The 14,201-nt window shown below is 41.1% G+C and carries 14 protein-coding genes; all 14 read right to left on the reverse strand.

The annotated features are described in order from the left end of the window. Positions 1-3: 3 nt before the first annotated feature. The 14 genes from G6554_RS10330 to G6554_RS10395 all read right to left on the reverse strand — a co-directional run bounded on the left by G6554_RS10330 (position 4) and on the right by G6554_RS10395 (position 14,185). Positions 4-555, reverse strand: a complete 552-nt coding sequence (locus tag G6554_RS10330; protein ID WP_166241448.1) for an ECF transporter S component — start codon at positions 553-555, stop codon at positions 4-6. A 36-nt stretch (positions 556-591) separates the two neighbouring features. Next, positions 592-1,434: an energy-coupling factor transporter transmembrane component T family protein gene (locus tag G6554_RS10335; RefSeq protein WP_166241450.1), complete on the reverse strand. Its 843-nt coding sequence runs from the start codon at positions 1,432-1,434 to the stop codon at positions 592-594. Continuing rightward, a complete protein-coding gene (locus G6554_RS10340; protein ID WP_166241452.1) occupies positions 1,418-2,314 on the reverse strand; it encodes an energy-coupling factor transporter ATPase in 897 nt (298 codons plus the stop codon). The genes G6554_RS10335 and G6554_RS10340 overlap by 17 nt, the downstream gene beginning before the upstream one ends. Next, entirely contained in the window at positions 2,314-3,183 is an 870-nt protein-coding gene (locus tag G6554_RS10345; protein WP_166241454.1) for an energy-coupling factor transporter ATPase, read from the reverse strand. The genes G6554_RS10340 and G6554_RS10345 overlap by 1 nt, the downstream gene beginning before the upstream one ends. A 26-nt stretch (positions 3,184-3,209) precedes the next feature. Further along, positions 3,210-3,974, reverse strand: coding sequence for an SDR family NAD(P)-dependent oxidoreductase (locus G6554_RS10350; protein ID WP_166241456.1), 765 nt, complete (start codon positions 3,972-3,974; stop codon positions 3,210-3,212). A 62-nt stretch (positions 3,975-4,036) separates the two neighbouring features. Further along, positions 4,037-5,125: a tartrate dehydrogenase gene (locus tag G6554_RS10355; RefSeq protein WP_166241458.1), complete on the reverse strand. Its 1,089-nt coding sequence runs from the start codon at positions 5,123-5,125 to the stop codon at positions 4,037-4,039. Positions 5,126-5,191: 66 nt separating this feature from the next. Further along, positions 5,192-6,643, reverse strand: a complete 1,452-nt coding sequence (locus G6554_RS10360; RefSeq protein ID WP_166241460.1) for an aldehyde dehydrogenase family protein — start codon at positions 6,641-6,643, stop codon at positions 5,192-5,194. Positions 6,644-6,855: 212 nt separating this feature from the next. Further along, positions 6,856-8,706: a sigma-54 interaction domain-containing protein gene (locus G6554_RS10365; protein WP_242637779.1), complete on the reverse strand. Its 1,851-nt coding sequence runs from the start codon at positions 8,704-8,706 to the stop codon at positions 6,856-6,858. A gap of 187 nt (positions 8,707-8,893) precedes the next feature. Continuing rightward, positions 8,894-9,547, reverse strand: a complete 654-nt coding sequence (locus G6554_RS10370; protein WP_166241462.1) for an RraA family protein — start codon at positions 9,545-9,547, stop codon at positions 8,894-8,896. A 98-nt stretch (positions 9,548-9,645) separates the two neighbouring features. Then, positions 9,646-10,365: a 4-carboxy-4-hydroxy-2-oxoadipate aldolase/oxaloacetate decarboxylase gene (locus tag G6554_RS10375; protein WP_166241465.1), complete on the reverse strand. Its 720-nt coding sequence runs from the start codon at positions 10,363-10,365 to the stop codon at positions 9,646-9,648. 251 nt (positions 10,366-10,616) lie between these two features. Then, a complete protein-coding gene (locus G6554_RS10380) occupies positions 10,617-11,783 on the reverse strand; it encodes an acyl-CoA dehydrogenase family protein (RefSeq protein WP_166241467.1) in 1,167 nt (388 codons plus the stop codon). A gap of 79 nt (positions 11,784-11,862) precedes the next feature. Beyond that, positions 11,863-12,315 carry a MaoC family dehydratase gene (locus tag G6554_RS10385; protein WP_166241469.1) on the reverse strand — a complete coding sequence of 151 codons (453 nt, stop codon included), beginning with the start codon at positions 12,313-12,315 and terminating at the stop codon, positions 11,863-11,865. Between the two features lie 90 nt (positions 12,316-12,405). Next, positions 12,406-12,699, reverse strand: coding sequence for an enoyl-CoA hydratase-related protein (locus G6554_RS10390; protein WP_242637778.1), 294 nt, complete (start codon positions 12,697-12,699; stop codon positions 12,406-12,408). Positions 12,700-12,784: 85 nt separating this feature from the next. Further along, on the reverse strand, positions 12,785-14,185 hold the full coding sequence (locus G6554_RS10395; RefSeq protein WP_166241471.1) for a hypothetical protein: 1,401 nt from the start codon (positions 14,183-14,185) through the stop codon (positions 12,785-12,787). Positions 14,186-14,201 lie beyond the last annotated feature (16 nt).

The raw sequence follows: 14,201 nt of genomic DNA on the forward strand, positions 1-14,201 counted from the left end.
TTTTTAAAGATCCCTGGAAATCTTTGATTTTTGACCTTTGCCAATCTGTTTCCACGCTAATACAACTGCTAACGTAACAATGGTACCAACAATGGCTTCAGGGATTCCGTTTGTTATGCCAACTGTCCAAGCAACTCCTGGGGTTAAATAATGACGGATGACAGCCATTGTTAACACAAGGACCGTGTTTGCCAATGTCCCGATAAAGGCGGCGGCTCCCACTGCAAGGTATTCACTCTTGCGACGGATTCCAACATAGATCAGCCATGCCACTACGCCAATGAAAAGCCGGGGTAAAATCGCAACCAATGGATCCTTAAAGAGTGGAACGGTTGCATTTAGGAAGGAAGAAATTCCAAAAATAGCTCCAACTATTAAGCCGACGACCGGTCCCTGCATTATGCCACCAATAATCGCAGGAATGTGCATGATCGTGGCATTCCCTGCTGCCGTTGGAACAGGAATATACCCCAACCTGGTTACCCCTAGTAGAATGGCTACCGCACCCAGCACACCTGCAATGACAATATCGCGAACTGTTAATCCCTTTTTCATAGTATTTCTCCCCTTTTGTTTTTGGTATTTTTCACATTAAAAAGGAAACGGATAAAAAAGCAGTAGGAAAGCGAATAAAAGTCCAACCAATAAAACAAGATAATCCTTTGCTAATGCTTGATACACGGAGTAGGAGCTCCTGTCGCCACCAGGTGTATAGCAGCGGGATTCCATGGCGAGAATTAAATCCTCGGCCCTAGACAAGGCGATATTAAATAACGGAATAATGATGGGAAACATTTCTTTTGTCCTTTGAATGATTCTCCACCAGCCGCCGGTACCAAAGTCGGCCCCCCTTGACGCTTGTGCCTTCATCATTTTTTCCATCTCGATGGCGAAGGTTGGGACGAATCGAATGGCAATCGTTGTAATCAGCGAGATTTCGTGGACTGGAAAATGAATCTTCTTTAACGGACTGAGTAAGCTTTGAATGGAATGTGTTAATTCTGTGGTGGAAGTCGATAAGGTGAGAACACTGCTTAAGAAGATAATTTCAATAAACCGAACGGCTGAAACAATCACCAATCGAATACTTTCACTCGTGATGAGGATAAACCCATAATCAACAAATACTTTGCCATCGGAAAAGAGCTGTCCTTGAAAAAGCAGCTGTAAAATGGCTAAGATAACAATAAACGGGATGGCTGGTTTCACACCTGATAACCCATAGCTAATGGGAATTTTGGATCCCCAGAATAAATAGAGGGATAAGACTAAACCGATGGCATTCCCGATATAACTCGTATTCAGCGCAATCGCCATCACGAGAATGACAAAAGCAAGCAGCTTTATTCTCGGGTCTAACCGATGAATAAAGGAGCCGGTTGGTACGTACTGTCCAATGGTAATATTACGGGATATATCAAATTCGCTTGACATATTTCGCCCCTCCCTTCCTGCCTGTAAGAACATTCAACACTTCATCAGCTGCTTCAGAGATGGAAAAGGCGTCCGTTTTTACTTTGTATCCAAGGTCGCTTAATCGGTACAGAACTTTAACCGTTTCAGGGGTGCCAATTTGATAACGCTGCAGTTTATCTTTATCCGTAAAAATTTCTTTCGGGGTTCCTGTTAATACGTCGGTCCCATCTGCCATTACATATACCCGATCAGCTAGCATGGCCACCTCCTCCATATTGTGTGACACAAAAACGACAGTTAACTTTTCTTCCTTGTTTAACCGTTTCATTTTATCTAGTAATTCCTTCCTTGACCTTGGATCCAAACCCGCTGTCGGTTCATCAAGTACCAAAATCTTGGGTTTTAATGCAAGGATCCCCGCTAAGGCTACTTTTCGTTTCTGGCCGCCGCTTAAGGCAAAGGTCTGTCTGTCCTTCATTTCCTCAAAATCTAACCCTACAACCGACATCGCCCATTTAACGCGCTCCCTCACCTCCTTTAATGGAAGGCCTAATTTGAAAGGCCCGTAGGCAATATCATCGCCAATAATTTTTTCGAAAATTTGGTCCTCCGGGTTTTGAAAGACAAGGCCCACCTTCTGTCTCAGCGTTTTTAAATCTACCTTTTTCTTTGACAGGTCTTCTCCATCTATGACTACCTTTCCGGATTCTGGACGCATTAGCCCATTGAAGTGCTGGATTAATGTAGACTTTCCTGACCCCGTATGGCCAATAATGGCAATGCATTCCCCTTCTTCTACAAATAGGTTGGTTTCGTGTAAGGCGACATGCTCCATCGGGGTTCCTTTCATATACGTATGTGATAGGTTTTCAATTTCGATAATGGATCGCTTCGACATTATCCCACCTCCTCTTTGGAGAGGTTATCCTCCTTGGAGAATTTCTCCACTTCTTCTATAAACTCCTGTTCTCGAATTAAGTCTTTTGAAAAATCAGATAATTGACCGTGAATGACTTCGGCCATTTGGCTGACAGAGGGAACTTCTAATTGAAGTTTTTCTAATTCCTCCTTATGTTTAAAAGTTTCACGTGGCGTGTCATCCATCACAATTTGTCCGCCCTCAATGACGATAATCCGGTCAGCTTCCGCTGCTTCTGACATATGGTGGGTAACGGTAATAATCGTCATTCCACTATTGTTCATTTTTCTCATCACCTGAAGAACTTCTTTTCGACCAAAACTGTCTAACATATTTGTTGCCTCATCAAAAACAATGCAATCCGGCTGCATGGCTAATACTCCAGCAATCGCAACTCTCTGCTTTTGCCCCCCAGATAAATGATGGGGGGGTCGATGACGAAACGGAGACATTTTAACAACGTTTAGCGCGTCATCGACTCTTTTTTTCATTTCTTCTCTTGGGACGCCAATATTCTCCAGTCCAAATGCAACATCTTCCTCTACGATCGTCGCAACAATTTGATTATCAGGATGTTGAAAGACGGTGCCAACAGAGCGACGAATATCCCGTTTCTTTTTTATATCCTTCGTGTTGTGGCCATGAACCCAGACGTCTCCGTCGTCAGGGGTTAAAATCCCATTAAGGTGTTTAGATAAAGTAGATTTACCTGAGCCATTGTGACCAATGATGGCCACATATTCTCCGGGAAAGATGGATAAAGAGATATTCTTCAGCACGGATACTTTCGTTTTTTCGTTAATTTTGTAGGAAAACGATATATTTTCTAAGCGAATAATGGGTTCCATTTTAAACTCCTTTCTATCGTTTTAGTTTAGATTCCACGTCCTCCGTCAATATTTAGGACCTCACCGGTCACCATCTTAGCCAGATCAGAAGCTAAATAAAGTGCCCCTTTTGCAATATCCTCTGGTTGAATTAATTTTCCCAGTGGGACACTATCTTGAAAGATCTTTTTCATTCCCTCTTCCTTTTGATCCTCATTTCCAACGAGGAACTTCCCAATCATAGGTGTATCGGCTGGGCCGGGATTAATGGCATTTACTCTAATTTGATAGGGTGCTAACTCGAGGGCTAATGCTTTGGTCAGCATAATCGCTGCCCCTTTTGATGCACAATACGCATTTAACCCGGGTCTCGCTCTGATACCAGCAATGGAAGCAATAGTAACAATACTTCCACTCTTTTGTTGTTTCATGATCGGAACCGCATACTTAGAGGTTAAAAAGATGGATTTGGTATTCACATTCATGATTACATCCCATTGTTCCACGGTTAATTCCTCTATCGATGTGAAGGATTGTGGAACACCGGCACAATTAATGACAATATCCAATCCGTTATATACTTCCACTGTTTGATTCACAAGGTTTGCCACATCCGAATCATTCGTTACATCGGCTTGAATGGCCTGCACATGGTTTACACCGGTGTCACTTGCCGCTGTTATGGCTGACTGAACATGTAAATCAGCAAACGTTACATTAGCCCCTTCATGAGCGAAAGTCTGCGCAATCGCTTTCCCCATTCCCGATCCTGCTCCAGTTACAATTGCCGTTTTTCCATTTAATATAGTCATAGGATAGACACCTCCGGTAATTTATACTTGAAATCCATTTTTTTCTCAAAAAGAAGCAGCATTTAGATTTTAGGACTAAGGCTTAATTGAACCATTTTCGCGATAATTGCGTCCCCCATTTCAGTGGTTGTCGCCGTCCCCCTTAGGTCAGGTGTTCTTATCTTCCCTTCTACCAATACCCCTTCAATGGCATCTAGGATTAATTTCGCAACATCAGGGAGTTTAAGATGGTCCATCATGAGACTAAGGCTCCAAATAGAAGCGATGGGATTGGCGATTCCTTTTCCCGCAATGTCAGGAGCAGAACCATGGATCGGTTCAAACATGGAGGGATAGATCCGCTCGGGATTGATGTTCCCAGATGGAGCCAACCCTAATCCCCCTACTATCGCTGCCCCTAAATCTGTTAGAATATCACCAAATAAATTACTGCCCACAATGACATCGAGTGTCTCCGGTTTAGAAATAAAATAGGTAGCAAGGGCATCAATATGGTAGAGCTGTGTTTTTACATCTGGATAACTATTCCCTATTTCATTCACCATTTCATCCCAAAAAGGCATGGTAAAGTTAATTGCATTCGATTTTGTTGCCACCGTAAGATTTTTCTTTGCCCTTTTTTCAGCCATGGAAAAAGCATAGTTTAATATTCTTTCAGAACCGAACCTAGTAAAAATGTTATTTTGCACAGCTAATTCATAGGGCGTTCCTTCATGAACCCGTCCGCCCATATTGGTATACTCCCCTTCGGTATTCTCCCTAATGACAACAAAATCAAGGTCTTTATGGTCTTTATACCTTAATGGGCTTTCAATACCTTGAAGCAGTTTAATGGGCCGCAAATTCACATACTGTTGAAATTTCCGGCGAATAGGCAAAATGAGCTCCCACACTGAAATGTGATCTGGTACAGATTTGGCACCAACAGCTCCAAATAGAATAACGTCGAAATCTTTTAATAGATCTAATCCATTTTCAGGCATCATTCTTCCATTTTGAAGATAATAATCACAGCCCCAATCAAAAGATTCAAAAGAAAAAGTCAAACCGCCGTGTATCTCTTCTACTATTTTTACTACCTTTATAGCCTCATTCATCACTTCCGGGCCAATTCCATCTCCCGGAATTAACGCAATTGAAAAGTGTTGCAACTCTATCACTCCTTTCATCAATCATTTCTATTCCCTGCATAAGATTTCCTTACCGTTGACACACGTTTATTCCGCGCTTTTTATTTTTATCGCGATGTTTTTTAATTGCGTATAATTCCTTAGTGCTTCCACACCTTTTTCACGGCCAATTCCACTTTTTTTATAACCGCCAAATGGAAGTTCGACCCCACCGGCTGCACCAAAGTCATTGATAAAGACCTGCCCGCTTTTCACTTTACTTGCAATTCTGTGTGCCCGTGATAGATCATTTGTCCAAATCCCTGTTACGAGACCATATGAAGTTCCATTTGCTAATGTAATAGCTTCCATTTCTGTTTCAAATTCAAATACAGTCAAAACGGGGCCAAAGACTTCCTCCTGAGCTATTTCACTCATTGGGGAAGCGTTTTCAATTATGGTCGGTTCAAAATAATATCCATCTTCCAACCCTTCCAGCTTTGCCCGCCTTCCACCCATGATGACACGTGCACCTTGCTCTTTTGCTCTTTCAACCATTGCAAGTATTCGATCAAACTGCCTTTTTGAAATAATGGGGCCTAGCTCGCTGTCATGAACCCCAGGGCCTAGTTTAATTCTTTTCATTCTCTCGATTAATTTCTCCATCCATTCATCTTTAATTTTAGAATGAATGAGCAACCTTGAACCGGCAGAACATGTTTGACCCGCATTCTGAATAATTGATCGTGTAACCCATGTAACCGCTTCTTCCATATCACAATCTGGAAAAACAATATGGGGTGATTTCCCTCCCAGTTCGAGTGTGACAGGAACAATATTTTTCGCCGCAGAGATCATTACACTTGTGCCGGTATTAACTGAACCAGTAAATGTGATGTGATTGACATCAGGGTGATTGACCAATGCTGCTCCTGCTTCTGTACCATAGCCTGTTACAACTTGTAGAGCACCTTTCAGGACTTCAATCTCGGAAAATATTTCTGCTAACGTTAAGGCCGATAGAGGAGTATCTTCAGCAGGTTTCACCACCACTGTATTTCCAACCCCTATGGCGGCTGCCACTCCCCTTGAAGTGATCTGAAGTGGATAATTCCAAGGAATCACTTGCGCACAAACACCCATTGGTTCACGAACCGTGTAGTCAATCACATTTGGCGCTACCGGGATGGTTTCTCCAAACATCTTATCCGCAACACCTGCATAGTACTCAAAATAGCGCGCACTACTTTCAACATCGCTTCTAGCCTGCGATAGCGGCTTGCCGGTGTCCAAGGTCTCAATTAAGGCAAGCTCATCAGATCTTTCACGTACTTTTCGGGCAACCTCATAAAGTGCATTTCCCCTTATACCAGGTTTTACTGATTGCCATTCATTGGATTCAAAAGCATTTTTCGCCGCGGTTACTGCTTGATGTACATCTTCCTTATTTCCCCTGGGAACTCTGGCAATTACCTCATGATTGGCAGGATTGTATGTTGGAAAAAACTCTCCAGAAACGGACTTTACCCATTCACTATTGATATACATTTTTTGCTCCATTGTTAACCTCCATTTTGCCGGGCTATGAATCTTTTACGTTACGAAGCGGTCTTACCCCTTCTATCTCCATTTTAAAATCAATCTCCCTCTATATTTGCAATTCTTGTGCCATGATTATTAAATTCTAAAAAGTCTGAAATATAAAGAAAAAACAGGGATAAAAAACCCTGCTAGTAAAAACGATGTTTTGATTTGCACCATTAGATTGCAATTTAAAACGTTAAATTATATTCCTTTATTTTTCTCCAAAGGGTGGATCGGTCTATTCCCAGTGATTGGGCCGCTAACTTTTTATTATGATCAAATTTTTCAAGCGTTGTGAGAATGAGTTCTTTTTCCTTATTTTTTATACTATGTTTATTGGTTGTTCCTTCGGAAAACTGCCGTTTCCTTATTTTTTCAGAAAGAAATTTTGCCCCCTGAAGTCTTAAACTATCACTCTCTTCCAGAACCACCATCCGTTCAATCGTATTCCTTAATTCACGAATATTCCCTGGCCAGTCATACTTCTGAAATAAACAAATCAATTCTTTTTCAACGGTTATAATTTTATTTTTTCTTTTGTCATTAAACTCATCTAGGAAAGATTCCACCAGTTTAGGAATATCGGCTAAGCGTCCACGTAGAGGCGGCAATTCCAAAGCAAGCACATTTAGCCGGTAATAAAGGTCAGAACGGAATTGTTTCTCTTCAACCTCCTCCTCTAAATTTCGATTTGTTGCTGTAATAATTCGAACATCCACTGGTATGATCCGTTCTCCACCCACACGTCGAATAGTCCTTTCCTGAAGCACCCTTAATAAGAGAGCCTGAATTCTTAACGGTATCTCACCAATCTCATCTAAAAATAGGGTACCTCCGTGTGCAAGTTCAAATAAGCCGGGCTTGCCATCTTTTAGCGCACCTGTAAATGTGCCTTTCTCATATCCAAACATTTCACTTTCAAGAAGATTTTCTGGTAAAACCGCGCAGTTTACGGCTACAAAGGGGCCAAGTGATCGATGACTTGCTGAATGAATCCCTTGAGCAAATAATTCTTTACCCGTTCCAGACTCACCGGTTATTAGTACAGTTGATTCCGTTTCAGCAAATTTCCTTGCAAGTTCTTTTGCCTCCATTATTTCATGCGTTTCCCCAATAATGTCACTTAATCGATACTTTGCTTCCAAGCCATTTTGATGAAGTTTTTTACGAAGTTGTAATTCTACTTTTTGAATATCTGTAATTTCTTTAAAATTTGATACTGCCCCGACAATTTTTCCTTTGACGATGACAGGAGACCTATTGATAACAATTTGACGCCCTCCTACAGTAGCAATATCGCCCCTTTCAATCTTCCCGGCTTCTAATACACGTAACATATCCGATTGTGGGATGAAATCCGTAATGTTTCTTCCCTTCATATCCTCTTCAACTCCCAAAATTGTTTTGGCATGTTCATTCACCAATCTAATATTCCCTGTTCTGTCAATCGCAACAACACCATCATGTGTGGAATTGACGATCGCATCTACTTGATACCGTTCATTTAAAATTTCCTCATTTAACTTCACTAATGAGCCTGCTATTTGTAAAAAAGGAATCACAGAAGTGAAAGCAGGCTTAATAAAATGTACATTTTTAATCCTAGGGTTAGTAATGAAGCCTTTCATCCATATTGGGGCCAGGTATACATGATTCGGCTTCGGTCCAGTAGATTGTTTTTCTGTTACAATGGTGAGTTGAATTTCATCCTTCACCACCTGTTCTCCATTTTCTTTTCTTAACCACTCGATTTCTTCACTTGTTGTTAGAAACGAATACTCGCTTTGCTCGGGATGATCAAACAATCGCTTTATATTCTTTTTTATATCCTCTATGGTGATGGGGATAGGGATAATAGGAAAGGTAAGACCCTCCAATTCTTTCTGAAAAATAGCAGGTGTAATAATAACCATTGGGTTCATGATCTGATCTAATATTGAATTAATCGAATAAAAACTAGCCGTTGGGTATCCCATATCCTTTAATACCTTTATCATTTGGTCTTCATATAAATCATTCATTTTATAAAGGGCTATCAATCTATCACCTCAGAACAAAGAATTGTAACGAAGAAAGACATATGTATGTTTTACCTACTCTATCTTTAGACCGCAAGATTAGCAGCACTAGAAGCAGCAAGAAAATCCTTTCTCCTTACCTGCAGGTACCTTCTATACGACCCAAGATTCAAAAAACAAATTGGCTGCCATCCTGGTAGCCATAGCTTTATTTTCTAGTTTGAAGATTATAGTATGAATTTTTGGCACGGGCATCTTTTAAGGTTACCCCCTTTAATACCGAAGCCCGAATATTTTCCTCGGCAGTATCAATCATCCACGCGGCCTCTACTACTTGCTTTATTTTGGATGCTGGAATGGCCACCACTCCATCACCATCTCCACGTAAATAATCACCAGGACTAACCAAGACACCTCCAATCGAGACTGGTACATTTTCCTCCACAACCATTACTCGATCTTTGCCCGTTCTCATCCAATTCCCTTTACTATAAATCGGATAATTCAGCTCCAAAATGCGGTCCACATCCCGGCAAACCCCATCGATTATCGTTCCAGCAAGGTTACGTTGATGTGCTGTTAAAGTTAACAGATCACCCCAAACAGTTACATCCTTCCGCCCGCCATTATCAATGACAACAACCGTATCCGCTTCTAGACTATCTATATAATCACCGACAGTTCCTCCTTCTACGCCTATGGGTCCATAACGGACAGTAAAAGCCCTGCCTGTCAATTGAAACGATCGCTCCAAAGGCATAATCCCCAAGCATTGGCCATTAATCCCGAGCCGATCCAATGCATCACTTATCGTCGAAGTACCAAATTTCCGTAAATGACTTAAAACCTCTGCATTTTCCACGCCATTTCTCCTTTTGTTCAAATTTCACTTTTAAGTAGAAGCACTCCCAGAAGAGAGTGTCCCTCCAGATTTATTCTCTCTATGCGCCGTTCAGAAGCCTAAAGACCAATCTTTTTCATTTCTATTTCGGCCTCGGCTTGGTTGTCGAAATATCCTACATTTTCTTTTATCAGCTCTGACCTCAAATGAAAGATATCTACCGTCAATTCACCATTGGCTATTCTATTTCTTGAAATTTCTTCGTCCAAAACTCTCTTTTCCGATAGGTGAGAAACGGTGGTCAAATCAGCCCTTTTCACAACAACTACTCCATCATCATCAGCCATTATCAAGTCCCCTGGCAGGACCACTATGCCCCTGCATACGGCCGGGGAATTGACCCAGCCGCCTTTTATTTTAGTTGTTCCTTCTGAGTAGATAACCTTGCTCCAAATGGGGAACCCCAGTCCTCTGATTTGTTCTGCATCACGGATGCCAGCATTAATAATTACTCCTTGGATCCCCTGCTCTATCATGGCTCTAACCATGAGCTCTCCAATCATGCCTGAAACACTCTCACCAATTGTTGTGATCACCAGGACATCACCAGGCTGACAAACCTCAAGGGCAGCATGAATCATTAAGTTATCGCCTGCATGACAGACCACAGTAACTGCAGGACCGCATATCATCTTCCCGTTCAATAACGGCATTAATCCGTACTCCATCAGGCCTTTTTTTCCTTGTGCCTCATATACCGTAGAGACATCGAACTCTTTAAACTTATGAATGATTTGTGAACTTGGCCGTTCGAAATTCTTAACAATATAAGGATTCATTAAAGTGATCTCACCTCAGAACCAGTTGGTTTAATTTATTTTATACATACGATTATTATATTTTCTTAATCCAGGACAAGGTCTATCTCTTCTAAACCGATTGTTTTCAATACTTTAGTAAAAAAATCAATCTTCTATACACTTTTATAACGAATTTATATTTGTTACAAACGGCCATAAACTTTCAGATTCATGAGTTAGGATCTATTCCCCTAAAACAAATTCAAAACCTCCCAATCTATGGTTTTTCTTTAGTAGGATTTAGGCAATCCAAGTACATGTTCACTGATATAATTGAGCACCATCTGCTGAGAGATTGGGGCAATTTTTAATAGCCTTGCTTCACGCCAATATCTTTCTACATGATATTCTTTGGCATAACCGAATCCTCCGAAGGTTTGCAAGGCTCTATCACAAGCTTCAAATACCACTTCACCTGCCATGTATTTGGCCGTATTAGCTTCAGCGCCGCTAGGAAGCCCCTTATCATAATTGACAGCGGCACGCTGCCACAATAGTTCTGCAGCTTCTAACTTTGCATAACTATCAGCAAGAGGATGCTGAATCGATTGATTCTTCCCGATCGGACGGTTGAACACGACTCTCTCATTTGCATACTTTATGGCCTTTTTCAATGCTACCCTCCCTAATCCGCAGAATTCTGCAGCTAGCAATATCCTTTCCGGATTTAAGCCATCAAGCAAATGATAAAACCCCCTGCCAACCTCACCAACGACATCACTAGCGTCAACCGGAAGGTCCTCAATGAATAATTCATTCGAGTCAACGGCATGCCTTCCAAGCTTCTCAATCTCCCGGATCGTCGTATATCTTTCATCCAAATCCGCCAAAAATAATGTCATGCCCTCGGTTCTCTTTTTACACTCTTTTAATGGTGTGGTTCTTGCAAGCAATAACACTTTACTAGATTCTTTCGCTTTTGTATTCCAAACCTTTTGGCCGTTGATGATATAACGGTCCCCGTCCTTGCGTGCAAAAGTAGAAATGCTTGGAGTATCAGAGCCTGCATCCGGTTCGGTTACGCCAAAGGAAACATGGAGATTTCCTTTGGCTGCTTCTGGGAGGTACTTTTGTTTCATTTCCTCCGAACCATGTTTGACAACAGGGTTTAATCCGAACATGGAAAGGTGCAAAGTGGTTCCGCCGTTCATTCCCGCACCCGATTCAGCAACTGCGTGTAAGACTATCGCGGCCTCCATTATTCCCAATCCAGCGCCTCCATATTTCTCGGGGATGGCTATCCCTAACCAGCCGCCCTCCGCAAAGGCGTTATAGAATTCCCAAGGAAATCGATGGTCATGATCACAATTCATCCAATAATGATCATCAAACTGTGAGCAAAGTCTACTAACCTCTTTTTTTAACGTTATCCGCTCAGGTGTCCATCCAAAATCCATTTGATCCCATCCTTTTAATAAGAATTAACAATTTATTTATAAACTCCATTGGCAAATAATAATAGATTGTTTTTGATAGTTATCGGTGCTTTTTCCGCATTAAAGCAACACGGTGACATCGCATCACCATTTCATCATGTTGATTTCTGGCACGATGTTCAAAAAATACGAGACCTTCTTTAGGTCTTGACTTTGATTCACGTTTGTTCAATACTTCTGTATCAACATAGATCGTATCTCCCGCAAATACTGGTTTCGGAAACTCAACTTTGTCAAAGCCAAGGTTGCCGACAGTTGTGCCAAGTGTAGTATCGTTTACAGTAAGGCCAATAGCTAACCCTAAGGTAAACAGACTATTCATTAAGGGTTTTCCGAATTCCGCTTTTGATGAGTATTCTTCATCAAGATGCAACGGCTGCGGATTCATTGTAAGAGTAGAGAATAATACATTGTCATAATCATAGACAGTTCGGCCAGTCTTATGGGAAAAGATATGTCCAATCTCAAAATCCTCATAGTATAATCCCGCCAATTACATACCTCCTCTACGTATCATTACACTACCTATTTCTAGGGATTTGTATTTGCGCAACCAAAAATCAACCATCAGCCTCCTATCAAACTATCTCCCCAGAAAATGAGGGTCTCTTTTTTCAAAAAACGCATTTACGCCTTCTTTGAAATCTTCTGTTTGACTGCATAAATCCTGTCCTTGGGCTTCCAACTCCAATAGAATTTTTAATTCGCGGTTTACATGCTGATTCATAATTTTTTTGGTCATTCCGACTGGAATAGATGGTTTTTTTGCCAACTTCTCTGCAAATTCGATTGCTTCTGCTAATAGTGTTTCAGGCGGCAATACCCGATTAACGATTCCAATTCGGTGCGCTTCTTCTGATGATATCCTCTCCCCCATAAATTGGTATACATATCAAACATTCATAATACGATTGGCTGGTCGGATATTTGCAAATGCCCCAACCACCTGAGGCCTCAAGTGTTTAAGGAAATAAATACTGTAGGACCAAGACCCAAATGTTAACCATGCATAACATCATAATGGAAAAACCATAGTTCATTTTAGAGATATCTGTTTGAATCCTTTGTAAAACTGGTGAGACGGTATTGACAGTTACTGAAAAGGGACTAGCTGCCGATAAAGACAATGCCCCCGCTGCCACAGCAAAGGCAAACCATTCCGGACGAATGTGCAATACATGAAATGGAATCGTTTCAACCATCAGCACCGCAATTAAGGCTGGCGACAAGCCCAATTGAATGCCTGAGGCAGCAATCAGAACGATAATAATGATAATAAAAGGGCCCAGGGTATGCTGCAATTTTTCGATCATTATGGCCAGTTGATTTAGGTGCCCAACATTGATGAATACTTGTGTAAAAAAGCCGACAGAAATAAACAGTAATAATTGTGAAGATAGGACAGAAATCCCTTGAGTCATTTTCAATTTAAGCTGAGAAACGAACTTCCTTGTTTTTTTCAAGAATAAGGACCAGAATACCGAAAAAAGGATAATTAATACTATAACGATATCAATAATGGTCAGTTCCCAAAAGTGATGTAAGACCAGGGTTGCAGTGACAAAAAGGATGATGACCAATCCGACCGTCATAATTGATATCCAATGTTTTGCTGAAATAGGTTCAGGATGAACACTCGGACCGGAGACGACTGCAAATTGCTCTTTACTCTTCTTCATTAATACAGAAACCATCAGATAATCGATCAAAATGATGAAAAGGGCAAAGGAAAGACTTACCCCAATAACCAAAGTCGCATTAGAATGGGTTCCTGAAATGGCCGCACCAACGGTCACGCCAACCGGGCTCCAAACGAGGGCAAGAGCATTTCCTCTCGCATAGGAGGAAAATTCTATCTTTTCTGAGATGGTTTTCGGGAATTTCCTTGTCATGTTGTGGAAAATAGAATGGGAAACGGCTATCGCAGCCATACTCATCAGCGAACTAAGCGCAAAAGTAAAAAATGATAATAGGCCATGGACATGATTTGGCTGGTAAACCCGATTTCGAAAGATGACTTCAACTGTTCGATGGTAGGCACCCAACTTAATGGGGATTGAAAATAAGGGAGCAACAATCAGCAATGTTAATATATTGGTTGAAGAACCAAAATAACGCCAATATTCAGAGACTGAAATATGATTTGAGATTAATATCCAGAAACCTAAGCCTAAAAAAATTCCGGCTATGATGGAAAAGGTTTTGCCTGATTTATAAAACGTGATGAGAAGAAGCAAGATTGAAATCGCCGCAAACAGCAGGTCGACTTGGTGCTGAAGATTGAAAATTAGTTTCACTATATATCCAATAGCTAAGAGGTTCCCAAGTATAACTAACAATAAATCAGTTGTTTTTCTCATCATACTTCCATACCTATTT

The sequence above is a fragment of the Bacillus sp. MM2020_4 genome (genome assembly GCF_011250555.1).
Taxonomy (GTDB): Bacteria; Bacillota; Bacilli; order Bacillales; family Cytobacillaceae; genus Neobacillus.

Excerpts from the sequence above, each read along its gene's own strand:
- G6554_RS10340 (WP_166241452.1), bottom strand. The coding sequence starts at position 2,314 with ATGTCGAAGCGATCCATTATCGAAATTGAAAACCTATCACATACGTAT.
- G6554_RS10395 (WP_166241471.1), bottom strand. The coding sequence starts at position 14,185 with ATGATGAGAAAAACAACTGATTTATTGTTAGTTATACTTGGGAACCTC.
- G6554_RS10390 (WP_242637778.1), bottom strand. The coding sequence starts at position 12,699 with ATGGGGGAGAGGATATCATCAGAAGAAGCGCACCGAATTGGAATCGTT.
- G6554_RS10360 (WP_166241460.1), bottom strand. The coding sequence starts at position 6,643 with ATGGAGCAAAAAATGTATATCAATAGTGAATGGGTAAAGTCCGTTTCT.
- G6554_RS10345 (WP_166241454.1), bottom strand. The coding sequence starts at position 3,183 with ATGGAACCCATTATTCGCTTAGAAAATATATCGTTTTCCTACAAAATT.
- G6554_RS10375 (WP_166241465.1), bottom strand. The coding sequence starts at position 10,365 with ATGAATCCTTATATTGTTAAGAATTTCGAACGGCCAAGTTCACAAATC.
- G6554_RS10335 (WP_166241450.1), bottom strand. The coding sequence starts at position 1,434 with ATGTCAAGCGAATTTGATATATCCCGTAATATTACCATTGGACAGTAC.
- G6554_RS10330 (WP_166241448.1), bottom strand. The coding sequence starts at position 555 with ATGAAAAAGGGATTAACAGTTCGCGATATTGTCATTGCAGGTGTGCTG.
- G6554_RS10380 (WP_166241467.1), bottom strand. The coding sequence starts at position 11,783 with ATGGATTTTGGATGGACACCTGAGCGGATAACGTTAAAAAAAGAGGTT.
- G6554_RS10350 (WP_166241456.1), bottom strand. The coding sequence starts at position 3,974 with ATGACTATATTAAATGGAAAAACGGCAATTGTAACTGGAGCAGGATCG.